Source organism: Pseudomonas sp. ACM7 (assembly GCF_004136015.1).
GTDB lineage: Bacteria > Pseudomonadota > Gammaproteobacteria > Pseudomonadales > Pseudomonadaceae > Aquipseudomonas > Aquipseudomonas frigoris.
On record NZ_CP024866.1, the window covers coordinates 2,443,488 to 2,469,230 of the forward strand.

Genomic DNA, 25,743 nt, shown 5'->3' on the forward strand with positions numbered 1-25,743 from the left:
CAGAGCTTGGAAATCACAGCTCGGAGAAGCACTCTTCGATGATTGCCAGACCTTTGTCCAGTTGCTCGTCCGGCGAAGTCAGTGGTACCAGGACGCGCAGAACGTTGCCGTATGTGCCGCAGGACAGCAGGATCAGTCCCTTGTCGCGAGCCTTGGCCACAACGGCGGCTACCGCTGGAGCGTTCGGCTTGTGGCTGTCGCCATCAACGAACAGCTCGACCGCGATCATCGCGCCCAGGGCACGGACTTCGCCGATCACCGGGTATTTGGCCTGGATGGCTTTCAGGCCAGTGACCAGACGCTCGCCGACAGCTTTGCAACGGTCCAGCAGGTGCTCTTCTTCGAACACTTCCATTACGGCCAGGGCCGCGGCGCAAGCGATCGGGCTACCGGCGTAGGTGCCACCCAGGCCGCCTGGAGCAATGGCGTCCATGTATTCGGCCTTGCCGCACACACCGGCCAGCGGGAAGCCGCCAGCGATGGATTTGGCGAAGGTGGTCAGGTCGGCAGCAACGCCCATCTGTTCCATGGCGAAGAAAGTACCGGTACGACCAGCGCCGGTCTGTACTTCGTCAGCGATCAGCAGGATGCCGTGCTGGTCGCACAGCGCGCGCAGACGCTTCATGAACTCTTTAGGCGCGACGTAGAAACCGCCTTCGCCCTGAACCGGCTCGATGATGATTGCAGCGATGTCACGCGGCTCGGCGTCGTTCTTGAAGATGCGTTCGATGCTGGCGATCGAATCGTCGATGCTCACACCGTGCAGTTCGTTCGGGTACAGCGCGCGGAAGATGCCGCCTGGCATCAGGCCCATGCCGGCCGAGTAAGGCACGACTTTACCGGTCAGGCCCAGGGTCATCATGGTGCGACCGTGGTACGCGCCGGTGAAGGCAATCACGCCGGCACGGCCAGTGGCGGCACGGGCGATTTTCACGGCGTTTTCCACGGCTTCGGAGCCGGTGGTCACCAGCAGGGTTTTCTTGGCGAAATCACCCGGCACCTTGGCGTTGATTTTTTCGCACACTTCTACGTACGGTTCGTAAGCCAGTACCTGGAAGCACGTGTGGGTCAGCTTGTTCAACTGCTCGGTCACGGCGGCGATGATTTTCGGGTGCACGTGGCCGGTGTTCAGTACAGCGATACCGCCGGCGAAGTCGATGAACTCGCGACCTTCAACGTCGGTCACGGTGGCGTTCTTCGCGGACTCGGCGAAGATCGGGTGAATCTGGCCAACACCGCGTGGTACAGCGGCTTCGCGGCGTTTCATCAGGGATGCGTTAGTCTTGCTCATAAAGTCCTCATTCACCGCTCATCGGGCGGCGTGGTTCAAGGAAAATGCGGCGGGGAGGCAACTACGGCAGCATGCGATGATCGACTGCCACAGCTTTCCGGACCACAGAGAAAATTCCGTTTGAAGCACGCAAAGGGACAGCGCTCTCGTGCCCTTTGCGTTTGAAGCAATGCCCAGCCGGGCTTAGATGCCCAGGCAGAGGTATTTGATTTCCAGGTAATCTTCGATGCCGTACTTGGAGCCTTCACGGCCCAGGCCCGACGCCTTGATGCCGCCGAACGGCGCGACTTCGTTGGAGATCAACCCGGTGTTGACGCCGACCATGCCGTATTCCAGGGCTTCAGCCACACGGAACACACGACCCAGGTCGCGAGCATAGAAGTACGAAGCCAGACCGAACTCGGTGTCGTTGGACATCGCGATCACTTCAGCTTCGTCTTTGAAGCGGAACAGCGGCGCCAATGGACCGAAGGTTTCTTCCTTGGCCACGGCAGCGTTTTTCGGCACGTTGGTCAGGATGGTCGGCTCGAAGAAGTTGCCTTCCATGACCTTGCCACCTGCCAGGATGGTTGCGCCTTTGCTGATCGCGTCAGCAATGTGCTCTTGAACCTTGGCCACGGCTTTTTCGTCGATCAGCGGGCCAGTGGTGGTGCCTTCTTCCAGACCGTTGCCGATCTTGAGTTTGGCCACAGCCACTTTCAGCTTCTCGGCGAACGCGTCGTAGACCGAATCCTGAATGTACAGACGGTTGGCGCAGACGCAGGTCTGGCCGTTGTTGCGGTACTTGGAAATGATCGCGCCTTCGACGGCCTTATCCAGGTCCGCGTCGTCGAACACGATGAACGGCGCGTTGCCGCCCAATTCCAGGGACACTTTCTTGATGTCCTTGGCGCATTCAGCCATCAGCTGACGACCGATCTCGGTCGAGCCGGTGAAGGACAATTTACGCACGATCGGGTTGCTGGTCAGCTCGCTGCCGATGTCGCCGGCGCTGCCGGACACAACACTGAACACACCGGCAGGAATGCCGGCACGTTGGGCCAGTTCAGCCAAAGCGAATGCGGAAAACGGAGTTTGCGAAGCAGGCTTGAGCACCATGGTGCAACCGGCGGCCAGGGCCGGGCCGGCTTTACGGGTGATCATCGCGGCCGGGAAGTTCCACGGGGTGATTGCAGCGGTCACGCCGATTGGCTGCTTGATCACGATCAAGCGCTTGTCTGGCTGGTGACCCGGAATCACGTCACCGTAGACGCGCTTGGCTTCTTCGGCGAACCACTCGATAAAGGAAGCGGCGTAAACGATTTCGCCCTTGGCTTCGGCCAATGGCTTGCCTTGTTCCAGGGTCATCAGGCGAGCCAGGTCGTCCTGGTTCTCGATGATCAGTTCGAACCAGCGACGCAGCTTGTTCGCACGGTCCTTGGCGGTCAGTGCACGCCAGGCCGGCAGCGCTTTGTCAGCGGCTTCGATTGCACGGCGGGTTTCGGCAGCACCCATTTTCGGCACGGTGCCCAGAATTTCGCCCGTTGCCGGGTTGTTGACCTTGATCGTCTGACCATTGTCCGCATCAACCCAAGCGCCATCGATAAAGGCTTGCTGGCGGAACAACTGGGTGTCTTTAAGCTGCATGTCGGCTTTCCTTAACAGCACCGCGGCAAGCGCGGAGCGAATTATGATTGTTGAAAGGCGCCTTATAGGCTGCCGTCAGGGAAATCATTCACCGGGCTGAAGCACATAAATAGCGCACTGATTGAAACTCGTGCGGTTCAGCACCCAGACAAGAGCGTTTGAAATCTCGAACGAATCCTAGGATCAATGCCGGGAAAGGACAATAGGGCGTTCGAAAAAAAGAACGAAAACGGCGCATTTGCCTAATTTTTCTGATCAACGTAGCAACCGCAGGTTACGCTTTGGAAAAACGCAGGTGATTCAGCAGCATGGACGCCCGCAGCGCATATGAGTATCATGGCGCCCGCATTGCACCAGTAGCTCAGCTGGATAGAGTACTGCCCTCCGAAGGCAGTGGTCGTGGGTTCGAATCCCGCCTGGTGCACCATACGTAGAAACGAGAAAGCCTCAGATCTTAGGGTCTGGGGCTTTTTTGTGTCCGTCGTCAAAGCCTCAGGATGGGCGCTGGATGCAGCTGTTCGGTTTAACCGAACAACTGAGTCTGAAAAAAACCGCCGAAGCGGTTTTTTCATTCAGTCGTCCAATCAAACTCGTCGTATTCATCATCCTCGTCGTCCTCAACCTCTTCTTCATCAAGAACGTCTTCCTCAAGCGCTTCTTCTGCCTGCTTCGCCAGCAGAAACTCCTTACGACTCTCAGTAACAGCCCGTCGTAATTCCTGACCCTTCACCGGGCAGTTGAGCATTTGGGCGATGCGGTCGATTTTTTTTGCCATGGCTTCCTCCAACGCATCGGCTATAGGCCGATAGTGCGCGCTTTCGGGTGTCGATGCCAAATGACTGACCGCTCCGCCTCTCAGTTTTTCTGCAAATCCTTGAGTCTGGTCGTGAGATTTTCCTTGGGAAAGCGTTTGTGCAATGTCGCCATCAGGTCAGCGGCCGCTTGAGCCTGACCAGCCTTTTGCAGGCGGATCACTTCCCTTAATTGATCGTCGATAAACTTTGCCGGAGCTATCGACGGGCGTTTGCTGACCTTCGCTTCGTCAGCCATTTCAGCGCTGATCGATTCGCTCTGCGCTGGGGCAGCAAGATCGGCCATTGGGGCCGCAAGCTCTGGCGCGGACATCGCGCCGGCCGGGGCCGTCAGCGAGCGAGCAACCGAAGGGGGTGCCTCTGCGACTTCTTTTTTTGCGGCCGGTGCAGACGCTTTGGATGCAGGCGCGAAGTCGTAACTCGGCGGTTGCTCCTCCGTGCGTTGCACCAGTGCAAGCATCAGGGCCACACCGACGAGGCTGGCAAATGCAACTTGCCAACGGGGTTTCTGGCAGGCCTGGACCCAGCGTTTCCACAGACCTGGCTTCTGCACAGGGACTTCACGGTGTGCGGCAGTCAGGAGGAACGCGTCGAGATGGGCCGGCGGTTCGCCGGTCGCGTGTTCACGATAGTGTTTCAACACTTCGTCTTCTGGCGTAGGACGGGCGTCAGTCATGTCAGTACCTCCTCGGCCAGCAGCCGACGCAGTTTTTGCTGGGCGTAGCGCAAGCGGCTTTTGACGGTTTCCAGCGGTGTTTCGGTGAGGGTGGCGATCTGCGGCAGGTCGAGATCGCCATGGGCGCGCAGCAGGAACACTTCGCGCTGGTCAGCGGGCAGGTTTTGCAGGGCCGCTTCGAGGCGCTGGCTGTCGCGGCTCAGGCTCAGCAGTTGTTCGGGATCAGCAGCGTCATCGCTCAGCGCGTGGATCTGTTCGTCGTAGCTGTCGTGCAAGGGGTTGTGGATTCCGTGTTTGCGCCAGTGATCGATCAGGCGGTTGCGGGCAATCTGGTAGAGCCAGGTGCGAAAATTCGCTCGGCCTTGTGGCTGACTGGTGCTGCGGATCAGGCTCAGCCAAGTGTCCTGGTAAACCTCTTCGGCCAGCTCGGACTTGCCGCTCAGGCCGAGCAGGAATCGGTAGAGCCCTTGGCGGTGACGGGCGTACAAAATCTCGAACGCCGGCCCGTCGCCTGCGCGATAACGGGCGAGCAGCGATTCGTCGCTCGATTGAGGAGCTGACATTTCAGTTGTAGCCTCCTTTAAGCGGCTCACTATTGGATGCGGTCGTGGTTCGCAGACTTTGAGCCAACTCCACCAATTGCACGAACTCTGCCCGCAGACCAAATCGATCCTCGCCCCGCGCACCGCGAGCCAAAGCCTCGGTGTCCTTCAAGCTGAAATCACCGGTATAACGCCCATCCTTGAGCTGCTGGGAAAACGCCGCGACTGCCGCCGCAAATCGCAGGTCTTCACTGGCTTTGCCGACCTGACCGCTGACGATCGGCCGCTCGATCAAGCGACTATTCCCACCCTCAGGCCGCTGATACCGCACTCGCAACATCGCCAATTCCCCAGTCTTTTCGGAAACAGCGGCCCCAGGAGTGCCATACCGCAGCGGCTCCAGCCAACCCTTTTCACCCTTGGGCACAATTTCGTACAACGCCGTCACCGTATGTCCTGCGCCGATTTCACCGGCATCGACCTTGTCGTTGCTGAAATCCTCACGCTTCAACGTACGATTTTCATACCCCAACAGCCGATATTCACTGACCTGTGCCGGGTTGAACTCCACTTGCAGCTTCACGTTCTTCGCCACGACCGCGAGGGTCGAGCCGAGTTGATCCACCAGCACCTTGCGCGCCTCGCGCAGGTTGTCGATGTAGGCATAGTTGCCGTCGCCAGCATCGGCCAACTGTTCCATCAGGTGTTCATTGTAGTTATCCACACCAAAACCCAATGTGGTCAGGGAAACGCCGGTCTTGCGTTTATCCACAGCCATTTGCTTGAGGCTGTCGAAGTCGCTGATGCCGACGTTGAAGTCACCGTCAGTGGCCAACAGGATGCGGTTGATGCCTTTGGGAATGAACGCTTGCTGCGCCATCTGATAGGCCAGTTCGATGCCTGACGCCCCAGCGGTGGAGCCGCCGGCGGTTAATTGATCGATGGCTGTATGAATCTTCGCTTTGTCGCGTCCGGAGGTCGGCTCCAGTACCACACGCGAATCACCGGCATAGACGACCAATGAAACCCGGTCCTGCTCGCGCAATTGATCGACCAGCAATTTCAGGGTGCTTTTGACCAACGGCAACCCCTCGCGTCGGTCCATCGAGCCGGACACGTCCACCAGAAACACCAGGTTCGCCGGGGCCAGTTCCGCGACCGCGCGGTCCGAGGCCTTGATGCCGATGCGCAGCAATCGGGTATGCGGGTTCCACGGCGACGGCGCCAGCTCGGTGGTCACGCCGAAGGGCGAGCCATCGGTGGGCAATGCGTAGTCGTAGGGGAAGTAGTTGACCATCTCCTCCAGTCGCACCGCACCTTCCGGTGGCAGGCGCCCTTGATTGAGCAAGCGGCGGACGTTGGCGTAAGCGCCGGTATCGACGTCGGCGCTGAAGGTCGAGACGGGCGCTTCGGCCACGCTGTGAATCGGGTTATCCGCCAGCGCTTGATACTGCTCCCGCTGCTCATCCCGATATCCCTGCGCAGATGCCTCACCCGCCGGCATCGGCGCATAGCTCGCCGTCGGTGCCGGGCGAACGCTGCGCTTGGCCATCGAGGAGTCCGCCATGACAGCCTCGCTGCGCACCAATGCTTCAGCCGACAGCGCACCTTGAGCCGGTGGCGGAACCGAGGCGGAATCAGGCTTGGATGAAACGCCGCAACCGGCAATCGCCAGCAGCAACCCGGCGGCGAAACCCTGGGCGGCCGGGCGGAGGAAATGCAGAGGGAGGGACATGGGGGCTGACCTCAGGAGGAAGTTGATCCATTCATCCTCTGAGACGAGCCCCTCTTCAGGTTCGGGTTAAACCGGCCGAAATTAATTTCAGCGGTGATAACGCCGCACCACACTGCTGTTTTTCAGCACATGGCCTTTGATTTTTTCCAGTAGCTGCGCGCGCGTCAGGCCGGCGGGCAAAGCTTCCGGCGCCAGGTCCAGGGCGTAGAGCTGGATGATGTAGTGGTGCGCGCTGTCGCCGACCGGCGGGCAAGGGCCAACATAACCGGTGGTGCCTTTGCTGTTGGTGCCGCCGACGCCTTCTAGGGCGGATTTTGCGCCGACGCCGGCGGCAATCTGATGAGTCGTGGCTTTGATGCCGTAATGCACCCAGTGATCAACGCCTTGGCCTTTTTGGCCGTCAGGATCGTGCATGACAATGGCGTAACTGAGGGTGCCCGCCGGGCCGGCGTTCCAATTCAATGCCGGTGACTGGTTGTGCCCACCACAATTGGGCGCATCGCTGGCGGCAGCCGAGGTGAACAGTCGATCGTCGGTGACACCTGGGATGTTCAGGGTGAAACGCTCCTGGGCCTGCGCCGGAAATTGCACGCAAAGGGCGACTGCAACGGCCGCCAGCCAAGGGTTCAGAGAGGTCAATCGGGTCATACCGGAGCACCTTGTGCGGGTGGGGCCGTCGTCGGCGTGCAAACTATAGCCGGACGGTTCATTCGGTGGCAGTGGGAATTGGCTGAACCTCCAGATAAGCGCCAAACTCTTAAGTGAAACGCTTGCCTGGAGAGTGATCATGGCACTGCACCGCGTCGCCCGTTTCGCCGATGTGTCCGAAAACCGGGGCCTTGAGGTCCAGATAGAGGGCACGAAAATTGTCCTGTTGCGGGTGGGCGATCATCTACGCGCCTTTCAGGGCGAATGCCCCCATGCCGGGGCGCCGCTGGCCGACGGTGCTCTGTGCCACGGACGTTTGATCTGCCCGTGGCACAAGGCTGCGTACCGGATCGAGGACGGTGCGCTGTGCGAACCGCCGTCCCTGGACAGCCTCAAGCGCTATCCGCTGGAAGTGCGCGATGACGAGGTCTGGGTCGACGATCAGCCGATGTCCGACGCTCACACCCCACCGGCGGACGACGCGCGAACCTTTGTGATCATCGGTGCCGGTGCGGCAGGCACGGCGTGCGCGGCGGCGTTGCGCGAAAAGGGCTTCGGTGGCCGGGTGCTGTTGATCGACCGTGAAACCGACGCCGGTTACGACCGCACGGTATTAAGCAAATTCGTGATTGCCGGGGAGATGCCGCCGGAAGAAGTCCCGCCGCTGCGTGATGAACACTTTTACCAAGAGCAGCGCATTGAGCGAATAAACGCTGAAGTGACGAGCCTGGACGCCGCGAACAAGACCTTGCGCCTGGCTGATGGTCAATCGCTGAGCTACGACGCTGCCCTGCTCGCCACCGGGGGCACACCCAATCCGCTTACGCTGCCTGGCGCCGATCTGCCGCAGGTGTTCGTGTTGCGTTCGAAGGATCAGGCGCAGCGGATTCTGGGCTCGGCAAAACCAGGCCAACGAGCGGTGATCATCGGTGACAGTTTTATTGCCATGGAATCCGCGTCCTCCCTGCGCCAATACGGTCTGGACGTCACCGTTCTGGCCCGCCACGCAGTGCCTTTTGCCAAACAGTTTGGCGATGCCGTCGGCAAATCGATTCGTGCCCTGCACGAGGCCAACGGCGTGGTGTTTCATACAGATGGCCAAGCCACGCACGTCGAAGGAACGACCAAGGTTGAAGCGGTACGCCTGGACAACGGTCAACGTTTACCGGCGGATCTGGTGTTGGTCGGCATTGGCGTCAGCCCGGCAACCGGCGCCTTTATCGGCCTTCCCCTGGAAAAAGACCAGTCGCTGAAGGTCGACGGCGGGATGGGCGTGACCGATGGGCTTTGGGCCGCCGGCGATATCGCGACCTTCCCGCTCAACGGTCAGCCCCAGCGAATCGAACATTGGCGCCTGGCACAGCAACAGGCACGGATCGCAGCGATGAACATGCTCGGCGGCGACGAGCATTACCTCGACGTCCCCTATTTCTGGACCTGGCACTTCGGTAAAAACTACGACTACCTCGGCCACGCCGAGACCTGGGATGAGGTCGAGTTCAAAGGCGACCCTGACCATCCCCCTTTTATCGGCCTGTTCGGCAAGGACGGGTTGGTAGTCGCCGCGGTGGCTTGCGATGAAGAACGTGCGATGGCGATGCTCGCCGAACGGATGAAACAGCCGTTGACGGTGGATGAGGCGTGGCGGTTGATTCGGGACCTGAATTAACGGCTGTTCCCCCGTTTCAAACGCCAGACAGCAAAACGCCCGGCGTCTGCGTTGCACAGAGGCCGGGCGTCGGTCTGTAAGCCCTGGTTTTACTGGACGGTGACATTCCCGCCGAATTTGCTCATGACAAACCCGACAAACTCTTCGACGGTCATCTTCTGGCCGTTGAATTCCACCTGATTACTGGCGTAATGCAGTTTGGAAACGATGTTGTTGCCATCCAGTTTTGCCAACTGCGTACCGACTGCCATGCTGCCAAACATGTCGGCGGTAGCAGTGGCCTGATCGGCGATGAGTTTAGCGTCGGTCTGACCGTTGATTTGCGACTGCACGCTCAGCAGGTCAACGAGCATGGGCTTGGACACTTTCACGTTGACGTCCAGCAGCGCGATCAGTTGTTGGGTCAGTAGGTCGGGCGGCAGGTCCATGGATTGTGGTTTGGTCAGGTCGAGCACCAGGTGGGCGCGGCTTTCGCCATTGGGGGTGTTGAACGACAGATTTTCCAGGGCGACCTGCGGGCCAGCGGCCAGCAGTTTCTCCAGGCCGGTTTTGACCTGCGCCTCTTCGGCCGGGGTCAGGATCAGCTCTGGCGCCGGTTCACCCGCAGCGACGGCCTCAGCGGCGGCCCTCTCGTACGGTTGCAGTTTGGTCTGGTAAATCTGCATCAACGACATTGTTGCCGGGATGTCGAGGTTCTTCAGGCTCATGACCATCTGAGCAGAGCCGACGGCCTTGCCGTTCAAGGACACCTCACCCACCTTGTAATCGGCACGCCCCGAAGCGCTGGTGCCCGATTCCTCGGTCTGGTTCTTCATTTCGAATTTCTTGAAACCCAAGACCGACTGCTTGGCGCCGAAGGTGGTCTTGCTGTCGGTCAGCTCGACGGTGTTGTCGCCGGTGTAGTAGCCGTAGGTACTTTTTGTCAGGTTGCTGGCCAGGGTCAGGCCGTTCAGTTCGACCTTCACCGGCGTCTGATCTTCAGCCACTGTGCTCAGTGTCAGGCTGTCCATGTAACCGTCGGCCTTGACCTTCTGCGCTTGAGCGCTGGCGGCGACATCGAGGTTCAGCCCGGAGAATTTCAGGTTGGACTTGTCGTCGAGCGCCACGTCCAGCGGCAGCAATTGCAGAGTACCGTTGGTGGCATTGTCGTAACCGATGTTGACCACGCCCGTGAGTGGGGATTTGTCCTTGGCAGCGGCGAACCACTTCTCGGTGTTAGGCGTTCTTTCCAGTTCGTAGTGACTGGTGGCCAGGACCGGCAGCCACTTCAGCGACACCAGGCGCGAAAACGGCAGCGGACCGTGTTCGATGTGATCGACGAACAGCAGCTCCACCGGTGCTTCACCGAACATCTCGCCTTCACCCTTGAGGCGGTAGTGCGCAGTGCTGCTGAACACATGGCGTTCCAGCGACACCAGCTCCAGCGACGCCTTGCCGTTGGAACCGACCAGCGCGGCTTGCAGCTCTTTGTTGGCGTCGGCGATCGAGGTGTTCAGCACACCTTCGAGTTTGGTGCCGGTGTACCAGGCACCGCCAGCGCTGATTGCGCCGATGGCAACGACGATTCCAAGAAGCACGCCTGCTGATTTATTCATGAATGACCCGATCAATGTCCGTTGTTTGAAGGTGTGGTCGTCTTCCCTGAACCCATGACGGGTTGCGGTCACGACTGCGCTAAAAGTGCGATGGAGATTAGCATCAGGCGCACGGGGCGACCCAATGATTAAAGGTTAAAGAGTGTCTATGGAGTGTCACTGCTTGTGGACAACTGGCAGGGGGCGAGAGTTTCAGTGCTCATTAGATCGCCTTCGCGAGCAAGTCGAATCGTCGCACCGCCGCTCCCACATTGAATCTCAGGTGTTCATAAATTCTGTGTCCACCACCGATCTAATGTGGGAGCGGCGGTGCGACGATTCGACTTGCTCGCGAAGGCGTCAGGTCAGGCAACATCCCATTCAGGAATACTGAACCTCGATCTCATCCAATTGATGATCAAAGCTCTTGAGCCGTGCAGTCCATGTATAGACCAGCACTTCGAAGTCGCGATTGATCACCGCCGTGCCGCTTGGGGATTCCGAGCGCGGGTCGCAGAAGTCCAGTTGATAACGTTCGCGGGCCATGGCGGTGACGACATCGGAGAGTTCACGGGCGTTGCTGAGCCAGTGCCAGCCTTCCGCGGACACTTGCTTGTCCAGCGCCTGGCATTGTTTTTTCAGGGTTTCGAGGCTTTTTTCCAGCGGTGTGCCGGTGAGTTCGCCCATGACTTCCTGGAACGTACGCCCCGGTTGCCAGTAACTGCCCCAGAAATACCGGTCGAACACCGTTTCGACACGGCGCAGCGCGACCTTGGTGTCCCAGATCAGCACCAGGGTCTTGCCTTGTTCGAGCTGTCTTTTTTTGATGCGCTGACCCTGGACCGAAGCCCAGGCCACCACCACGATTGCCATCACGGCAATCAGTGCCGTGGCGCTGTCGAGGAACACCAGTGCCTTGTCGATCTGGTGGGCCAGCATGATGCCGTAGAAATAAGTGGCCGATAGCAACACCAATGCCGCAATAGCGCACCAGAAGCCGGGAGCATAAGGGTTTTTCATTATTGGAATCCCCATGACCAACGCGAGCCTTGATTGATGAGTTCGACGCGCGACCTCATCAAATCAAAGCATAGCAACGGCCTCAGGGTTTGCCGGAGTTCATGCCTTGCGTTCGTCCGCTTTCCCAACCGCCACCCAATGCCAGGAACAAATCGATCTGGCTCATGGCAACCTGCGTGCTGGCGGAAGCCAGTTGCGCCCGCACGTCGGTGTAGGTGCGGGTCGCTTGCAAGTCCGCCAGGAACGATGCGCGGCCAGCCTGGAAGAAGCGGTGGGTCTGATCTGCCGCCAGTTGCGCCGATTGCTCGGCGTCAGCCAGCGCGTCGCGACGTTGCAGCAACGCGGAGTACTGCGCCAGGCCGGTTTGGGTTTCGCGGATGGCGTTGAGCACCACGCCATCGAAATGTGCCAGCGCGCCTTGGGTGGCGGCTTCGGCCTCGCGGATTCGTGCCCGGGAGCCGTTGGACGGCACGGTCCAGGTCAGCAACGGCCCGAAACCCCAGCGATTGGTCGCCGGTTTGCCGAGATTTTCCAGGATGCCGACGGTACCGACGGTCGCGCCGATGCTGATGTCCGGGTACAACTCGCCGGTGGCGATGCCGATGCCGGCGGTCGCGGCAGCCAGTCGTCGCTCGGCCTGCCGCACATCGGGACGGCGCTTGAGCAACGTCGCGCCGTCACCCACCGGCAACAATTGCGCAATTTTTGGCAGTTCGGCGCAGCGGTCGGTACCGGCCGGCAGTTGATCCACAGGTTTGGCCAACAGCATCGACAACCGGAACAACCCGGCCTGACGCGCCGCCTCATAACGCGGCATGTCGGCGCGCAGGGATTTGAATTGGGTTTGCGAGCGGGTGACCTGGGTTTCATCACCGCGCCCGGCGTCGCGCAAGCGCTGGATCAGCGTGGTGCTCTGGGCTTGCAGGTCGAGGGAATGCTGGGCGATTTCCTGCTCTTCATTGGCCGCGCAGACTTGGGTGTAGGCCCGAACCACATCAGCCACCAAGGTAATCCGCGCTGTATCGGCCGCGGCTTGAGTCGCATCGGCATTGGCCTTGGCCGATTCGATGCCGCGCTGCAACGTGCCAAACAGGTCGAACTGATACGAGGTGGTGATGCCAATGTCGCCGACGTTGGCCACCGGCACTTTCTCCGGTAGCAAGAACGCTTCGCCGGACTCCTGCAATCGCTGGGCGCCCATCTTCACCCCGCCGCTCCAGCCACCTGCGGCTTGAGCTTCATCGACCTGCGCGCGCGCCCGGGAAAGGTTCGCCGCCGCCACGCGCAAATCGGTATTGGAGGCCATAGCCTGCTCGACCAATTGATCGAGGCGCGGATCTTGATACAAGCGCCACCAATCGCTGGGCACCGGTGCCGAAACGACATTTTTGCCGTTCACCGCCAAGTTGCCCTGCAAGTCTTCACGGTGTACGGCGGCCTCGTCCGGCAAGTGATAATCCGGCCCGACCACCTGGCAGGCCGACAGCAACAGGCCTAACCCGGCGATAGCCAAACCCGAGGCCCTGCTCATTTCGCGGGCTCCTGCTGGTGGTCATCCATAATAGAAACCGTCGCCGTGCGACCGGCGATCATGCGGAAATCCGCCGGCACGTCGTCGAAGGCGATCCGCACCGGAATCCGCTGCGCCAGCCGCACCCAACTGAACGCCGGGTTGACGTTGGGCAGCAAGTTGCTGCCGCTGCTGCGGTCGCGGTCTTCGATGCCGGCGACGATGCTTTCCACGTGTCCGCGCAGGCGAGCACGGTCGCCGATCACCCGAATATCGACGCTCTGGCCGACATGAATGCCGTCCAGTTTGGTTTCTTCAAAATAACCGTCGATGTGGAATGAATTGCTGTCCACCACCGACAACACCGGACGCCCGGCGGTGACGAATTCCTGGTTGCGCGGTGCACGGTCGTTGACGTAGCCGTCCACCGGGCTGCGAATGGTCGAGCGGTCGAGGTTGAGCTGGGCGCTGTCCACCGCCACTTGGGCTTCCATCAACGCCACTTCGGCGCGGGCCACCCGGGACTGGCTCTCTTCCAGTTGCTCACCCGGCACCAAATTGCCGAGGCCGCGGTTACGCTTGGCTTCGCGTTGCGCCTGCGCCAGGGTTTCCTGACGGTCGGCGACCGCCGCCTTGGCCTGACGCAGGGCCAGTTTGAAACGGTCCTGATCAATGCTGAACAGCACTTGGCCACGTTTGACTAATTGGTTGTCACGCACGTCGACTCGCTGGATCAGCCCGGACACGTCCGGCGCGATCTGCACGATGTCGGCACGGATGTGGCCGTCCCGGGTCCAGGGCGCGAACATGTAATACATCACCATGCGCCAGACCACGACAACGGCGAAGGTCACGATCAGCAGGGTCAGCACTACGCGACCGATGGTCAAAAAAGGTTTTTTCATGTCATCAGGTATCGACTGAGTGAGTCCACGGCGCCGAGCAGCACAGCGTAGAGAGCCACGTTAAACAATGCCCGGTGCCAGACCAGACGGTAAAAGTGCAGACGCGTCAGCAACCCGTGCACCAGCAGGAACAACACGTACGTAATGCCCATCAGCACCAGCAGCGTGGGCAGAAACACCCCGCTGATATCCAGATCACCGATCATAAAGGCGCTCCATCGATGCCATGGGGCAGCGGTTCTTCGAGCTCGCCGGCGCCGACGAATTCCACCCCTGGCAGCAGCGACAGGCGCAGGCCGCTCAAGGCGTGCAGCAAATGCAGACGCGCACCTTCATCGCACTCCGTGTTGAGTGCACGGCGGGTGCGATCCAGGGTCATCAGCAACGGACTCGGCGCCGGCAACCGTTCGCCAGCCTTGAGGCAGGCTTTGAAATACTCACCGACCTCGGCCACCACCTGGCGCAGCAGCGCTTGCGGTACGCCGAGGACTCGCGGTGTATAGGCGAGCAAATCCAGCAGGTTCAGCGCCACGCGCACTTCCCGCAGGGCGATGCCCGTGTCCTGGCCGGTCATGGCCAGGCGCGGCAAATGCTGCATCAGGCGATCGAGCATCTGCACACCCAAGTGCCGGTGCTCAGACAACGTCGCCGGCTCGGTCAGGCTGACAATGTCGCGCCAGCTGAAACGGGTCAGGCGCTTGGCCGCCAGTTCGGCGCCGAACGGCCGGGCGATCAGGGTCCAGACGAAGGCGAACAGCAAGCCCACGGGGCCGGCCAGGTTGGAGTTGGCGAAGCTGAGGAAATCCGCGTCGTAGGCGCCCTGAATACTGATAAAGGACGAGGTGTTGACGAGGGTCAGCAGCATGCCCAGATAGAACTGCGGTTTGACCGTCAGGGTGCCTATGCAAATGAACGGCACGGCAAACGCCAGTACCAGCATCGGGAAGTCATGCAGGTTGGGCAGGACCAGAAACAGATAAAGACTGGCGAACAACACCGACATCGCCGTCCAGAAAAAGAATCGGAAGATCTGCGGTGCCGGGTCGTCCATCGAAGCGAAAAAGCTGCACGCCACCGCCGCCAGAATCACCGCGGCGCCGCCGTCGGTCCAGCCGAGCAGAATCCACAGCACTGAAGCGACGATGATGGCGGTGACGGTGGACGCCGCCGAATAGAGCATCAGCCCACGGTCGAGAAATGGCGACAGCCGACCAAGCCGCCAGTGCCGATAAACCGCGCGCCAACTGTCCTGGCTTTCGCACTGGATGGCGTACTGCAGGCTGCGACAGTCTTGCCACACATCGATCCACTCGCCGAGGCGATACAGGGCGTTTGAGAACAGCAGCTGCTTGCGATCATCCAACGCTTCGGCGGACGGTTGCAGGGCTTCGAGTTGGTCTTTCAGCGTCTGCCAGCGGGCGAGGTCGGCATCGTTGTGGCCGAGCCATTCAGTGGTCGCTGCCAGCAGCGGCGCGAACTTATCCACAAGCTCGGGCGTGCGCCGCTCAAGGGCATAAAGCGCGTCGTCGAGGGCGTCAATCACTGGCAGCAGGTGAATCATGCGACCGCGCAGTTCCTTGGTGTTGCGCACCGTTTGCGGCCGCGCGCCTTCGTGGGGGAGCTGTCCGATCATCAATTCCAGACTGTTGAACGTCGCCACCATCGCCGAGCGCAGGGCGCTAACTTCGTCCGGTTGCACGTTGCGGCTGAGGAAACGCAGGCTGTAAGTCGAGGCATCGGCGAACCATTTGTTCACCGAATCGTTGAACACCGGCGCCAGCCGCCGAGGCCAAAACATGGCGCCGACCACCGCCGCCACCGCGATACCGAGGAAGATTTCTTCCGTCCGCGCTTCGGCCACGTCCCACACCCCCAACGGGTTATTCACCACCGGCAGAGCGATCAGCGGCAAGGTGTACCCGGCGAGCATCAGCGCGTAATTATTGGCGGTGCGCAGGTGCAGGGAGAGGAACAGCAGAGTCCCGGTCCACAGCGCGATGACCACCACCAGCACATAAGGGCTCTGGACAAACATCGGCACGAAAAAAACCGCGGCGGCGGCACCGAGAAGGGTGCCGACAGCGCGGTACAACGCCTTGGAACTGGTAGGGCCAAGAAACGGACTGGAAACGATGTAGACCGTGGCCATCGCCCAATAAGGCCGGGGCATTTGCATGAGCATGGCGATGTACAACGCGATCATCGATGCCGCGAACGTTCGCACACCGTAGAACCAGTCCCGCGCCGGGGGCATGCCGGTAAAAAATCCGTTCAAGGGTTGAGCACCGGCAGATGATTGGCCGATTCAAAAGCCCTCAGCACCCGCAACGCCGCTTCCAGATCACGCTGATCGATCCCTTCGAGCACTTCATGGCGCAAACGCACCAGCTCGATTTCGACGGCTTGCACCAACTCACGACCCGTCTCGGTCAGGCTCAGGCATTTGGCGCGCCGGTCATGGGCGTCTTCGGTACGGCAGACGTAGCCGGCATGACACAACTGATCCAGCAGGCGCACCAGGGACGGGCTCTCCATCCCGGCCGCCTGCGCCACCGTCACCTGCCGCACACCCTCGCCCAAACGCCCGATCATCAACAACGGAACGGCGCAGGCTTCGGAGATTCCATAGTTGACCAGCGTGGTCTGGCAGATCCTGCGCCAATGCCTGGCGGCCACCACCATGGAGCTGCTGATGTTCATCTGGAGAGCGTCGAGGTTCTTCGGCACGAGGGGAAACACACACTGTTAGTTTGCTAACTATCAATATGGCATTTGATGGGAAAGCTGGTCAAGTTTTGAAACAATTCAATTATCCAACGAATGCTTGCCCCTTAGACATCACTCAACAATCTTCCTGCTTCTCCCTCAATAAAATCTAAAACCTCTTCCGGCACGCTGTACTGAAATTGCTTGCGTCGGTGCTTCGAGACCTTGCCGTCGTTGTCCAGACACATCATCACCAGCTTCGACAAATCGCTGCCGCGAACATCGAAACGCTCATTCACCGCTTTGATCACACGGTCGTAACGGTCCAGAAACTCAGTTTCCTCACGCAATTCGATTTCCAGCGCGCGTCGCGCCATCTGCAATGTGAATTCGACGCAACGGGTGGCGTCCCAGAAGCGATAAATGGACGGGTGGCCGATGAACTCGAAAACCATCTGGTCAGCGTCCAGCCAAGTGACATTCCAAAAATCACGAGCAGGTTTTGAGAAGTCCTTCAGCGCTTCCAGGTAGTTCGCCTCTTCGTGTTTCATGGCCACGGAGACGGGCAGCAGCAAACCATTTTCCAAGGCACCGGAATGGCAAAGGGTCTGATGAATCAAGAAACGTGAAAGTCGACCATTGCCATCCATGAACGGATGAACGAAGACGAATCCAAAAGCAGTCACAGCAGCAGCCACCAGTGGGTCGACTTGCCTTGAAGACTGATTGGCGAAGTTCATCAACTCTTCCATCAGTTCACGACACAGGTCCGGTGCGGGCGGGACATAGCTGACACCAGCGGCGCCACGCAAACCGTTATGCAGATGATTCTGTTCGTGGCGAAACAGGACAGCTTTGTCGAAAGGGTTGGAAACCGTGCTGTTCTGCAGTTCGACCAGATAGTCTTCACTCAACTCGCGCCCTTCATGGGCCTGGCGCAGCAATTGAACAAAGCGGCGAGACTTTTCTTCGCTGGGTTCTTCTTTTTCGATGGCGAAGGAATCGCGGGTTTCGTGCAGGTAAGCCCAGTTGATGGCGCGGTCCATCATTTCGGGCGGCAATGTCGCCATAAAGGCTTTAGCTCGGCCGAGAATGTCGAGACTGAGCAAGGCTTCGAGTTCAGGAGTTCGCTTTACGGTGGCGCAGTAGCGCATAGAACCCAAGCCGTTAAAATCGACGCGCCAACGGCTATTGCGCAGGGCTGGCCCAGTTACATAGCGCTTGGGATCAAATAGTGGAACAACACTGCCCCGAACCGGCATCGAATACTCAAGTTGTTGCCCGGTGAAGCTCTCCCACAAGAAGCAGGCTTTGCGGATGAACACGCCATTCGGGGATTTGGCCAACTCATCCAGCAGTTGCTCAGCAGAAACAGCTTCAAGCGCCTGAGCAAGGATGCAGAGGTTGACGCCTTCGTGCTTGAGGGCAAAGAGAATATGCTCAAGCATCGAGCCTTGAGCAGGTGCGACTGACTGGGGAACGGCCAAGCAATCACCGATCAATGTGATTCGAGTGACTGGCTTGATCATCGCCGCGCGTTTGGGTGCGAAAGCCTTAAGGCTCAGCGCATCACGGAGATAGGCGTATCCAACAACAGGCATGGCGAGCGTCCACAGAAAAAATTTACTTGGGCGATTAAAGCCCAGATTTTTTTACCGCTCACCAGTTTTTTTTACATTTCGCCATTTTCTTTCAGATTTTTTTACACCCCCCGCCCCTTCCGCAACAGCACATCCAACTGATCCACCACCTCCGCCCAATCGGCGTCATCCAGAATGTCGTCGCGCAAAAACTGCGCTTGGCTCTCGCTCCAGAAGAACGCATCCGCCAGGTGCAATTCGGGTTTAAGCGGTGAATGGGTGGCGATGAATTTATCGATGCTTTCGGCGTCATCGGGCAGGCCGAGTTGTTTGAACAGGTTGGGGAGGCTGTGGGTTGGGGATTCCATGTCGGGCTCCTTCGTCATCGCGTATGGGATCGGTGACCGCGGCGCGGCCATTCGCGAGCAAGCCCGCTCCCACAGTTGACCGCGTTTCCATGTGGGAGCGGCGGTGCGGCGATCCGACTTGCTCGCGAAGGCGTCATCACTGACGCCGCAAAAACTACTGACTCAACTCACACACTTCAGCATGCGGCACCATTTTCAGGTATTCCGGCACGCTCATGTGCACCAGGTTGTTGTGGTTACCAGCCTCCAGGTAGATGTCTTTTTGCCGGGTCAGCAGTGGGTCGATGACCATGTCCATGCCATAGGATTCGCCCAACGCAGGCACCGCGCCGCGTTCGCAATCCTGGAACAGATGCGCCAGGGTGCTTTCCCGGGTGATCTGCCATTCGCCGCTGCCGCGTACTTTGCTCAGGTCCAGGTGACGGCTCGCCGGCAGCACAGCCATCAGGAAATGACCGTGGTGGTCGTCGAGGATCACCGATTTGGCCACCCGTTCGGCAGGAATGCCCGCGACCCGAGCTGTTTCAAGGCTGCTGGCCGAGTGCGGATGGGTGACGACGTCAAATTCGCAGTGAGCCTTATTGAGGCTGTCCTGCACAGTTCTTGCCATACGCATGATGCACCTCGGAGTCCGCAATAACGTTTCGCGGACGATGGTTAAACTTTTTCTCTCCACTAAAAGTCTAGGCCCGCTGGCGCCATCGCGCGGGAAATCTGCCCGCCGGAACAACGTCAACAACTGATCAAAATTCGTACAATCAAGAGCTCAGCTAGACTGTATAAAGAACCATCTATGACTCTCCCGGAGGGTCACGTGAACACTCGTTGTTGTGCAGTTGCGCTGCTGTTGGCCTTGAGCGGATCGGTATTCGCGGCGGACACCGTCGTCCTGCTGGTGCCAAACCCCATCGGGATCTGGCTGATCACGTTCGGCATCGCGTTTCTGATCGCCGAGGCGGCCTTGCCCAATTACGGCGTGATCGGTCTGGGCGGCATTGTGATGTTCGTGATCGGTGCGGTGATTCTGAGCAACACCGAGGTGCCGGTTCCGTTGATGATCGGCCTGGGACTGATCAGTGCCCTGTTGCTGATTTTCCTGCTGATCCACGCACTGAAAACCCGACCGCGCGAAAACGTCAGTGGCGATGCAGGACTGGTGGGTAGCGTGGCTCCGGTGATGTCGCTGGCCGGCAATGCCTACAACGGTTGGGTGCACCTGCAAGGAGAAAAGTGGCAAGTGCTCAGCGCCACGCCGCTGCAACCCGGGCAAAGGGTCCGGGTGGTGGCACGCAAGGGATTATTGCTGGAAGTGGCCGCGGCTGACGCGGCGCCGGGTGGAGAATAACCATGGGCCTGCAACTGGGTTTTGCCGCGCTGCTGTTACTGGTGATTGCACTGGCGGGGTCGACCTTCCGCATCCTGCGCGAATACGAGCGCGGAGTGGTCTTCCAGCTCGGGCGCTTCTGGCAGGTCAAAGGCCCCGGCCTGATCCTGCTGATTCCAGTGGTGCAGCAAATGGTTCGCGTCGACTTGCGTACCGTGGTCCTCGACGTGCCGCCACAAGACGTGATCACCCGCGACAACGTTTCGGTCAAGGTCAACGCGGTGCTGTATTTCCGCGTCCTCGATCCGCAGAAAGCGATTATTCAGGTTGAAGACTTTCTCATGGCCACCAGCCAACTGGCTCAAACCACGTTGCGCGCGGTGCTCGGTAAACATGAGCTCGATGAACTGCTGGCCGAGCGTGAGCGGTTGAACATCGACATCCAGCAAGTGCTCGACGCCCAGACCGACGCCTGGGGCATCAAGGTCGCCAACGTCGAGATCAAGCACGTAGACCTTAACGAATCGATGATCCGCGCCATCGCCAAACAGGCCGAAGCCGAACGGGAACGCCGGGCCAAGGTGATCCACGCCGAAGGCGAATTGCAGGCCTCGGAAAAACTCATGCAGGCCGCCGAAATGCTCGGGCGCCAGCCTGGGGCCATGCAGCTGCGGTATATGCAGACGTTGAGTTCGATTGCCGGGGACAAGAGCTCGACCATTGTCTTTCCGCTGCCGATCGAGTTGCTCAAGGGGATGGCGGATTTGTCGTCCAAACCTTGATGGCCCCAAAAGATCGCAGCCTTCGGCAGCTCCTACAGGTGTACGCCGCGCCCATGTAGGAGCTGCCGAAGGCTGCGATCTTTTGACCTTCCCCATAGACACCAACGTCTGGTAACCGCGTCGGAGATTTCCTTCAAGTTGTAGTGGTGTTGGTGAACTTGTTCCGGCCCAAGCCCAGGTCTAGTCTGGCTTTGTCACTGAATAAACGGTGACACGGACGTGCAAGTCCGACGAAACTGTTTAGGGCGCAATTGCCATGGCTCATGCTTTATGGCGGCTGCGCGCAGGAGATCCTCGGATCTGCTGGGTGTCCTAAACAGTCCCGGTCTTGCACACCTGCGCACGGCCGCCACCCAATTCGCGTGCAAACGAACGGTGACGGCTCCAAATTACTGTTTAGGGAATTTTATATGTTCAAGGTATCTCCAAATCCGCCAGACAACTCTGGCACCCCGTCCGAAGAATCCTTCGAAGACGAAAAACTCAAAGAAGCCGCCGACCGCGCCTTCGCCCACTACTTCCCCCCGACCACCGAAAAACCGCCCAGGCACCGCAAAGGTAACCTCTTCACCGTCGCCCCCGATGTCAACACCGAATCCCTTCTGGCCAACGCTTCCGAAGACCTGCTGTCCATCAGCGCCATCGCTGCCAATCTGGCAGACGATGTGGACGGGACGCGGCGCTCGGTAGCCTTGGCGCTCAGCCGCATGGCCGATGGCGTGCAGTTGCTCGTAGAGCGAGCGCTGGATCATTGGGAGGAGTCGGAGATCATGCAGGCTCGGGTCAAGGTTTAGCCGAATAGATTTGTGGTGAATTGACCGCCGCCATCGTCGGAACGCCGCCCGGAGCAAGCTCGCTCCCACAGTTGATCGTCGGTGAACACAACCTATGTGTACGACTGAGATCCAATGTGTGTGGAGCTTGCTCGCGATGGCGTCAGTGCCGTCGATACACGACTTCTGGAAAACGCGTTTTTTGTTACAGACTCACTTCAACACGAACAAGCGTGCGTTGGCGCCTCCCGCCTGCGTTACGCCAACGCTCTGCCAGCCTGCGGGCAACGGCGCGAATTCGTTCGGCAAATCGACGGTGCCGATCAACCACACCCGGCCGGTGCCTTTGGGCAAATTACTGAGGCTATCGAGGTAAATATCCTGAGTCACCAGCGTGCCGAAACCATAGGCATTCGGCCGGCTCGAAGCGCCATTGGCCAACGGCGGGGTGTACAGCAGCGGTTTGGCGTCAGTGCGGTTGTAATAGACATAACTGAGGTACCAGAGCATGTCGCTGGTGACGATCCGGTCACCGGCAACGAAGTGCTGGTTCACGTAGTCCACCATGACGCTGATTTGATCGTTGGTATCGACCGTGGCGTTGTTGTTCAGGCCTACCAGTTCGACGCTGACAAACAACACCAGCACCGTCAGGGCCACCACCCGAAAGACCGCGTACACGCGGTCAATGGCCAGTGCGGCAATCATCGGCAGGCCGAGGGCATACGCGGTGAGGTAACGCTCGATGAACACCGGCGAGATGAACGACACCGAAAACACCAGCAACAACGGCAAAACGGTGTAGATCACCAGTAACGCGCTGCCACGAATGACACTGCGATCCCGCGCCAGCGCCACACACACCAAGGCCAGCACCGCCAAGGGCAACGTCATGAAAAGCGGTGTGGCCAGGGTCTCGCCATCGTCCTGGGTCAGGAACGACCAGATCATCGAAGGTAACGAGGCGAAGGTGACCGGTGTCTCCCACCCTACATCGCCATTGGCTTTGAGTTGGTCCATGTGCTGCATCAGATCTATCAGGCTGGGCACCCACGGCAAGTACACCAACACAATCGCCACGTTCGCCCACCACCAGCCGGGCTGCTGGATATGCCGCAAGCGATAGCCAGGCTGTACGCGGAGCAGCCCCAGATACAGCCAGTGACACAGCACGCACAGGGCCGTGAAGTAATGGGTGTAGAACGCCGCGCTCATCAGCAGTGCGTAAATCACCAGATAGCGCCTACGCCCGGGGTGTTTGATCCAGTAAACCAGGGCAATCGTGGCACCGATCAGCCACAGCCCCAGCAACGAATACATGCGCACTTCCTGGCTGTAACGCACGGCGGTAGGCAGCAGCGCCAACAGGACGCCGGCCAACAACGCGGCGCGGCGAGTGGCGAGCAAGTCCACCAGCCAGACGCCAAGCGCCACGGTGGCAATCCCCGGTAGCGCGCTCAGGCTTCGAATCGAAAAAATGCCATTGCCGAACAGCTCGATCCAGCCATGCAGCAGCATGAAATACAGCGGCGGATGCACATCATGGGCAGCATGCACCCAGATCCCGGCCAGCGAATACTGGCTCAGCAGCAGACTGGAACCTTCATCGCCCCAGACCGCCGCCGCGGTCAGGTCATAAAAACGCACCAGCGCGGCCAATGCCAGGATCGGCAGCAGCCAATGCTCGCGCACCCATCGAAGCAAGCGTTGAACACTCGCCCAGGTGCCGGGTGCCGCGTGGGGGCCTTGGGTGCCGTCAAGCGGCGTTTCTCTGCGCGCCTCCATTGCCTCCCCTCGAGTCTGCCGGTGAAAAAACCTTGAAGCTTGCCATCACTGTAGGACAGCCACAGCGCCGTCGTCGATGCTGGCTTTGCGACCAACGACATTCGGCGGCCATGCGGATCCGGGTCTACGCTCTTGCATGGCGTGACTTGACCACGGAGATGCCCATGGAAACGATGAACCCCTTCCTGGTGCTCAACTTCAGCATCGCCCTGAATGGGCTGCTCCCTTCGCGCAACTGAGCAGCCGCCGGGGGGTTCAAATCCCCCGGCCACTTTCAATTTTGGAGTGACGCCATGCTGCAACAGGTTCAAAGCCAACACTTTCAGGCGCTGCTGAGCAAGACAGGGACCCTGCGACTGCCGGATGGAAGTGAATTGCCGATCCACATCGACAGCCTTGAAGAAACGCCCCGCTCGCGGATGCCCAAGAGCGAGCGCATGCCGTTCAGCGTCGAGTTCAACAGCCTGAACCCCACAGAGTTTGTCGATGGGTTGTGCGCATTGGCGTTGCCGGAGTTGGGTCAGGTGCAAGCCATCTTTGTCTCCCGAGTGCCGGCCATGGGACGTGACCCCGGCGTGGGGTACTTTTACATCGCGTTCAATTGAACACGAAATTCCAATGTGGGAGCGAGCCTGCTCGCGAAGGGGCCAGATCAAACACCGCAAATCTTACCGCTGCATCCCCCAACGCTTTACCGTGACCCGCTCCAACGTGCTGAACACCAGGTTTTCCACCAGCAAGCCGATCAGGATCACCACCGCCAATCCGGCAAACACCTTGTCGGTGTACAGCTCATTGCGGTTCTGGAAGATGTACCAGCCCAAGCCACCCTTGCCACTGGTGGCACCGAACACCAATTCAGCGGCGATCAATGTGCGCCAGGCAAAAGCCCAGCCGATTTTCAGCCCCGCAAGAATCGATGGCAGTGCTGCCGGAATCAGAATGAACAGCACGAAGCGCATGCCTTTGAGGCCGTAATTGCGCCCGGCCATGCGCAGGGTTTCCGAGACACCGAGGAACCCGGCATAAGTGTTCAACGCCAAGGCCCAGAGCACCGAATGCACCAATACGAAAATCAGGCTGTTCTGCCCCAGGCCGAACCACAGCAGCGCCAACGGCAACAGCGCAATCGCCGGCAGCGGGTTGAACATCGAGGTCAACGTACTCAATAGATCGCGACCGAACTGCGTCGACACCGCCAAAGTGGTCAGGGCAAACGCCAGCACAATGCCGATCAAGTACCCCTTGAGCAGCACCACCAGCGAAATCCACACCTTGCCCAGCAACTCGCCACTGAGCAAGCCGTCATACAGCGCGCTCCCGGTTTGCAGAAAGCTCGGCAGCAGCAGGTCGTTGTTCTGAACGCGGGCAACCACCTCCCACAGGACCGCGAGCAAAATCAGGATCAGGCTTTTGCGTAACCAGCCTTGTTGCCACAGGCGCTGACCGAGCGGTAATTCACGCTCCAGCGGCACGCTCGTCAGCGGCTGTAACACCGTTTCAAACTCTTCACGCGGGGATGATAAAAGGCTCATCGGGCACTCCTCTCAATGGCTCAATAAGCAATGCGGATGTCGGAGAAATCCAGCTCACGCTCGGCTTCCGGGGACTGACCTTCATCGAACAACAACCGATGAATGCGCCGCGCCGACTCCTGAAAGGCCACGCCACCGAGGCTGTGCAAGTCGTATTGATGGCTGTGGACCTCGGCTCGCACCCGCCCCGGATGCGGCGATAGCAGCAGGATTCGATTGCCCACCACCAGCGCTTCTTCGATGGAGTGCGTGACGAACAGCAGCGTGAAGCGCACTTCTTCCCAGAGCAGCAGCAATTCTTCCTGCATCTTGCGGCGGGTCAGCGCGTCCAGGGCGGCGAAGGGTTCGTCCATCAAGAGGATTTTCGGCTGCATGGCCAGCGCACGAGCAATCGCCACACGCGCTTTCATGCCGCCGGACAAGGTATGCGGGTAGGCGTCGGCAAACGCCGCCAGACCGACCTTGTCCAGGTAGTGCAACGCTCGTTCCTCGGCCTCTTTGCGCTTGAGCGTCCTGGAAGCCAGCAGCGGAAACATCACGTTCTATTTGACGGTTTTCCACGGCGGCAGTTGATCGAATTCCTGGAACACCACGATCCGGTCCGGCCCCGGGGCATGAACGGTTTGCCCCTGAAGACGAATCTCGCCTTCACAGGGCTGAATGAACCCGGCGACCGCCTTGAGCAACGTTGATTTGCCGCAACCGGACGGACCGAGCAGCACAAAGCGGTCTGCCGGATCGATTTCAAAACTGACCTGATGGGTCGCACGAACCACACGCTGAGGCGTGCGGTATTCGAGGCTGACGTTGTCGACCGACAGCAGCGCTTGGGCTGCCGCGATCGGTTTGCTGACCGTGTGGCCTTGCAAAGGGGCGTTCATC

General features: G+C 59.5%; 24 protein-coding genes, 1 tRNA gene and 2 pseudogenes. 7 read left to right on the plus strand and 20 right to left on the minus strand.

The annotated features are described in order from the left end of the window. Positions 1 to 13: 13 nt before the first annotated feature. Both gabT and gabD read right to left on the minus strand, forming a co-directional pair. Positions 14 to 1,291, minus strand: a complete 1,278-nt coding sequence (gabT, locus tag CUN63_RS11490; RefSeq protein WP_090177104.1) for a 4-aminobutyrate--2-oxoglutarate transaminase — start codon at positions 1,289 to 1,291, stop codon at positions 14 to 16. Between the two features lie 183 nt (positions 1,292 to 1,474). Next, complete coding sequence (gene gabD, locus CUN63_RS11495; protein ID WP_129439503.1) at positions 1,475 to 2,917, minus strand: NADP-dependent succinate-semialdehyde dehydrogenase; 1,443 nt, start codon at positions 2,915 to 2,917, stop codon at positions 1,475 to 1,477. Between the two features lie 350 nt (positions 2,918 to 3,267). On the opposite strand from gabD, the gene CUN63_RS11500 reads away from it, so the two are divergent. Then, a tRNA-Arg gene (locus tag CUN63_RS11500) sits at positions 3,268 to 3,344 on the plus strand. 141 nt (positions 3,345 to 3,485) lie between these two features. Here the strand turns inward: CUN63_RS11500 and CUN63_RS11505 are convergent. From CUN63_RS11505 to CUN63_RS11525, 5 genes are all read right to left on the minus strand, one after another. Further along, positions 3,486 to 3,752, minus strand: coding sequence for a hypothetical protein (locus tag CUN63_RS11505; protein WP_256657694.1), 267 nt, complete (start codon positions 3,750 to 3,752; stop codon positions 3,486 to 3,488). Between the two features lie 20 nt (positions 3,753 to 3,772). Beyond that, complete coding sequence (locus CUN63_RS11510) at positions 3,773 to 4,405, minus strand: hypothetical protein (protein WP_129439507.1); 633 nt, start codon at positions 4,403 to 4,405, stop codon at positions 3,773 to 3,775. Continuing rightward, positions 4,402 to 4,968 carry an RNA polymerase sigma factor gene (locus CUN63_RS11515; protein ID WP_129439509.1) on the minus strand — a complete coding sequence of 189 codons (567 nt, stop codon included), beginning with the start codon at positions 4,966 to 4,968 and terminating at the stop codon, positions 4,402 to 4,404. Before CUN63_RS11515 ends, CUN63_RS11510 begins: the two co-directional genes overlap by 4 nt. 1 nt (position 4,969) lies before the next feature. Continuing rightward, positions 4,970 to 6,682: a VWA domain-containing protein gene (locus CUN63_RS11520; protein WP_129439511.1), complete on the minus strand. Its 1,713-nt coding sequence runs from the start codon at positions 6,680 to 6,682 to the stop codon at positions 4,970 to 4,972. An 87-nt stretch (positions 6,683 to 6,769) separates the two neighbouring features. Then, on the minus strand, positions 6,770 to 7,330 hold the full coding sequence (locus tag CUN63_RS11525; protein WP_129439513.1) for a YbhB/YbcL family Raf kinase inhibitor-like protein: 561 nt from the start codon (positions 7,328 to 7,330) through the stop codon (positions 6,770 to 6,772). 139 nt (positions 7,331 to 7,469) lie between these two features. Here CUN63_RS11525 and CUN63_RS11530 point away from each other — a divergent pair, with 139 nt between their 5' ends. Next, entirely contained in the window at positions 7,470 to 8,999 is a 1,530-nt protein-coding gene (locus CUN63_RS11530) for an FAD-dependent oxidoreductase (RefSeq protein WP_129439515.1), read from the plus strand. Between the two features lie 89 nt (positions 9,000 to 9,088). Here CUN63_RS11530 and CUN63_RS11535 read toward each other — a convergent pair whose 3' ends face one another. From CUN63_RS11535 to CUN63_RS11580, 10 genes are all read right to left on the minus strand, one after another. Then, positions 9,089 to 10,594: a YdgA family protein gene (locus CUN63_RS11535; RefSeq protein WP_129439517.1), complete on the minus strand. Its 1,506-nt coding sequence runs from the start codon at positions 10,592 to 10,594 to the stop codon at positions 9,089 to 9,091. A gap of 360 nt (positions 10,595 to 10,954) precedes the next feature. Next, on the minus strand, positions 10,955 to 11,593 hold the full coding sequence (locus CUN63_RS11540) for an NADH:ubiquinone oxidoreductase subunit N (protein ID WP_129439519.1): 639 nt from the start codon (positions 11,591 to 11,593) through the stop codon (positions 10,955 to 10,957). A gap of 82 nt (positions 11,594 to 11,675) precedes the next feature. Continuing rightward, positions 11,676 to 13,124, minus strand: coding sequence for an efflux transporter outer membrane subunit (locus tag CUN63_RS11545; protein WP_129439521.1), 1,449 nt, complete (start codon positions 13,122 to 13,124; stop codon positions 11,676 to 11,678). Next, positions 13,121 to 14,008, minus strand: a complete 888-nt coding sequence (locus CUN63_RS11550; RefSeq protein ID WP_129439523.1) for an HlyD family secretion protein — start codon at positions 14,006 to 14,008, stop codon at positions 13,121 to 13,123. The genes CUN63_RS11545 and CUN63_RS11550 overlap by 4 nt, the downstream gene beginning before the upstream one ends. Continuing rightward, a complete protein-coding gene (locus CUN63_RS11555; RefSeq protein ID WP_033058629.1) occupies positions 14,005 to 14,214 on the minus strand; it encodes a DUF1656 domain-containing protein in 210 nt (69 codons plus the stop codon). Before CUN63_RS11555 ends, CUN63_RS11550 begins: the two co-directional genes overlap by 4 nt. Continuing rightward, complete coding sequence (locus CUN63_RS11560) at positions 14,211 to 16,283, minus strand: FUSC family protein (protein ID WP_129439525.1); 2,073 nt, start codon at positions 16,281 to 16,283, stop codon at positions 14,211 to 14,213. Before CUN63_RS11560 ends, CUN63_RS11555 begins: the two co-directional genes overlap by 4 nt. Continuing rightward, positions 16,280 to 16,708 (minus strand): MarR family winged helix-turn-helix transcriptional regulator, encoded by a 429-nt coding sequence (locus CUN63_RS11565; protein ID WP_129439527.1) that lies wholly within the window; start codon positions 16,706 to 16,708, stop codon positions 16,280 to 16,282. Before CUN63_RS11565 ends, CUN63_RS11560 begins: the two co-directional genes overlap by 4 nt. 131 nt (positions 16,709 to 16,839) lie before the next feature. Beyond that, positions 16,840 to 18,315, minus strand: coding sequence for a Fic family protein (locus tag CUN63_RS11570; protein ID WP_129439530.1), 1,476 nt, complete (start codon positions 18,313 to 18,315; stop codon positions 16,840 to 16,842). A 101-nt stretch (positions 18,316 to 18,416) separates the two neighbouring features. Next, positions 18,417 to 18,662 (minus strand): DUF2789 domain-containing protein, encoded by a 246-nt coding sequence (locus CUN63_RS11575; RefSeq protein ID WP_095127695.1) that lies wholly within the window; start codon positions 18,660 to 18,662, stop codon positions 18,417 to 18,419. Positions 18,663 to 18,816: 154 nt separating this feature from the next. Further along, positions 18,817 to 19,278 (minus strand): aminoacyl-tRNA deacylase, encoded by a 462-nt coding sequence (locus tag CUN63_RS11580; protein WP_123369093.1) that lies wholly within the window; start codon positions 19,276 to 19,278, stop codon positions 18,817 to 18,819. A gap of 198 nt (positions 19,279 to 19,476) precedes the next feature. Between CUN63_RS11580 and CUN63_RS11585 the strand changes: the two genes are divergently transcribed. The 3 genes from CUN63_RS11585 to CUN63_RS11595 all read left to right on the plus strand — a co-directional run bounded on the left by CUN63_RS11585 (position 19,477) and on the right by CUN63_RS11595 (position 21,562). Further along, the gene (locus CUN63_RS11585; protein WP_129439533.1) at positions 19,477 to 20,007 is read left to right on the plus strand and encodes an NfeD family protein; all 531 of its coding nucleotides are present in this window, start codon (positions 19,477 to 19,479) and stop codon (positions 20,005 to 20,007) included. Positions 20,008 to 20,009: 2 nt separating this feature from the next. Next, entirely contained in the window at positions 20,010 to 20,768 is a 759-nt protein-coding gene (locus CUN63_RS11590) for a slipin family protein (protein WP_129439535.1), read from the plus strand. Positions 20,769 to 21,178: 410 nt separating this feature from the next. Beyond that, the gene (locus CUN63_RS11595; protein WP_129439537.1) at positions 21,179 to 21,562 is read left to right on the plus strand and encodes a DUF6124 family protein; all 384 of its coding nucleotides are present in this window, start codon (positions 21,179 to 21,181) and stop codon (positions 21,560 to 21,562) included. A 192-nt stretch (positions 21,563 to 21,754) separates the two neighbouring features. Here CUN63_RS11595 and CUN63_RS11600 read toward each other — a convergent pair whose 3' ends face one another. Then, on the minus strand, positions 21,755 to 23,326 hold the full coding sequence (locus CUN63_RS11600; RefSeq protein WP_129439539.1) for a glycosyltransferase family 39 protein: 1,572 nt from the start codon (positions 23,324 to 23,326) through the stop codon (positions 21,755 to 21,757). Positions 23,327 to 23,484: 158 nt separating this feature from the next. On the opposite strand from CUN63_RS11600, the pseudogene CUN63_RS32730 reads away from it, so the two are divergent. Both CUN63_RS32730 and CUN63_RS11610 read left to right on the plus strand, forming a co-directional pair. Next, positions 23,485 to 23,565, plus strand: a pseudogene (locus tag CUN63_RS32730) (phage tail protein); the annotation flags it as partial. Between the two features lie 54 nt (positions 23,566 to 23,619). Further along, complete coding sequence (locus CUN63_RS11610) at positions 23,620 to 23,931, plus strand: hypothetical protein (RefSeq protein WP_129439541.1); 312 nt, start codon at positions 23,620 to 23,622, stop codon at positions 23,929 to 23,931. 63 nt (positions 23,932 to 23,994) lie between these two features. Here CUN63_RS11610 and CUN63_RS11615 read toward each other — a convergent pair whose 3' ends face one another. Further along, positions 23,995 to 24,861 carry an ABC transporter permease gene (locus CUN63_RS11615; RefSeq protein WP_033058673.1) on the minus strand — a complete coding sequence of 289 codons (867 nt, stop codon included), beginning with the start codon at positions 24,859 to 24,861 and terminating at the stop codon, positions 23,995 to 23,997. Between the two features lie 20 nt (positions 24,862 to 24,881). Continuing rightward, positions 24,882 to 25,742, minus strand: a pseudogene (locus CUN63_RS11620) (ABC transporter ATP-binding protein). Position 25,743: the final 1 nt, after the last annotated feature.

Bases quoted from the DNA above. Each gene is read 5' to 3' on its own strand.
- CUN63_RS11520 (WP_129439511.1), bottom strand. From the start codon at position 6,682: ATGTCCCTCCCTCTGCATTTCCTCCGCCCGGCCGCCCAGGGTTTCGCC.
- CUN63_RS11535 (WP_129439517.1), bottom strand. From the start codon at position 10,594: ATGAATAAATCAGCAGGCGTGCTTCTTGGAATCGTCGTTGCCATCGGC.
- CUN63_RS11545 (WP_129439521.1), bottom strand. From the start codon at position 13,124: ATGAGCAGGGCCTCGGGTTTGGCTATCGCCGGGTTAGGCCTGTTGCTG.
- CUN63_RS11590 (WP_129439535.1), top strand. From the start codon at position 20,010: ATGGGCCTGCAACTGGGTTTTGCCGCGCTGCTGTTACTGGTGATTGCA.
- CUN63_RS11615 (WP_033058673.1), bottom strand. From the start codon at position 24,861: ATGAGCCTTTTATCATCCCCGCGTGAAGAGTTTGAAACGGTGTTACAG.
- CUN63_RS11580 (WP_123369093.1), bottom strand. From the start codon at position 19,278: ATGCGTATGGCAAGAACTGTGCAGGACAGCCTCAATAAGGCTCACTGC.
- CUN63_RS11570 (WP_129439530.1), bottom strand. From the start codon at position 18,315: ATGCCTGTTGTTGGATACGCCTATCTCCGTGATGCGCTGAGCCTTAAG.
- CUN63_RS11550 (WP_129439523.1), bottom strand. From the start codon at position 14,008: ATGAAAAAACCTTTTTTGACCATCGGTCGCGTAGTGCTGACCCTGCTG.
- CUN63_RS11525 (WP_129439513.1), bottom strand. From the start codon at position 7,330: ATGACCCGATTGACCTCTCTGAACCCTTGGCTGGCGGCCGTTGCAGTC.
- CUN63_RS11540 (WP_129439519.1), bottom strand. From the start codon at position 11,593: ATGAAAAACCCTTATGCTCCCGGCTTCTGGTGCGCTATTGCGGCATTG.
- CUN63_RS11595 (WP_129439537.1), top strand. From the start codon at position 21,179: ATGTTCAAGGTATCTCCAAATCCGCCAGACAACTCTGGCACCCCGTCC.
- CUN63_RS11515 (WP_129439509.1), bottom strand. From the start codon at position 4,968: ATGTCAGCTCCTCAATCGAGCGACGAATCGCTGCTCGCCCGTTATCGC.
- CUN63_RS11555 (WP_033058629.1), bottom strand. From the start codon at position 14,214: ATGATCGGTGATCTGGATATCAGCGGGGTGTTTCTGCCCACGCTGCTG.
- CUN63_RS11610 (WP_129439541.1), top strand. From the start codon at position 23,620: ATGCTGCAACAGGTTCAAAGCCAACACTTTCAGGCGCTGCTGAGCAAG.
- CUN63_RS11530 (WP_129439515.1), top strand. From the start codon at position 7,470: ATGGCACTGCACCGCGTCGCCCGTTTCGCCGATGTGTCCGAAAACCGG.
- CUN63_RS11565 (WP_129439527.1), bottom strand. From the start codon at position 16,708: ATGAACATCAGCAGCTCCATGGTGGTGGCCGCCAGGCATTGGCGCAGG.
- CUN63_RS11600 (WP_129439539.1), bottom strand. From the start codon at position 23,326: ATGGAGGCGCGCAGAGAAACGCCGCTTGACGGCACCCAAGGCCCCCAC.
- gabT (WP_090177104.1), bottom strand. From the start codon at position 1,291: ATGAGCAAGACTAACGCATCCCTGATGAAACGCCGCGAAGCCGCTGTA.
- CUN63_RS11510 (WP_129439507.1), bottom strand. From the start codon at position 4,405: ATGACTGACGCCCGTCCTACGCCAGAAGACGAAGTGTTGAAACACTAT.
- gabD (WP_129439503.1), bottom strand. From the start codon at position 2,917: ATGCAGCTTAAAGACACCCAGTTGTTCCGCCAGCAAGCCTTTATCGAT.
- CUN63_RS11575 (WP_095127695.1), bottom strand. From the start codon at position 18,662: ATGGAATCCCCAACCCACAGCCTCCCCAACCTGTTCAAACAACTCGGC.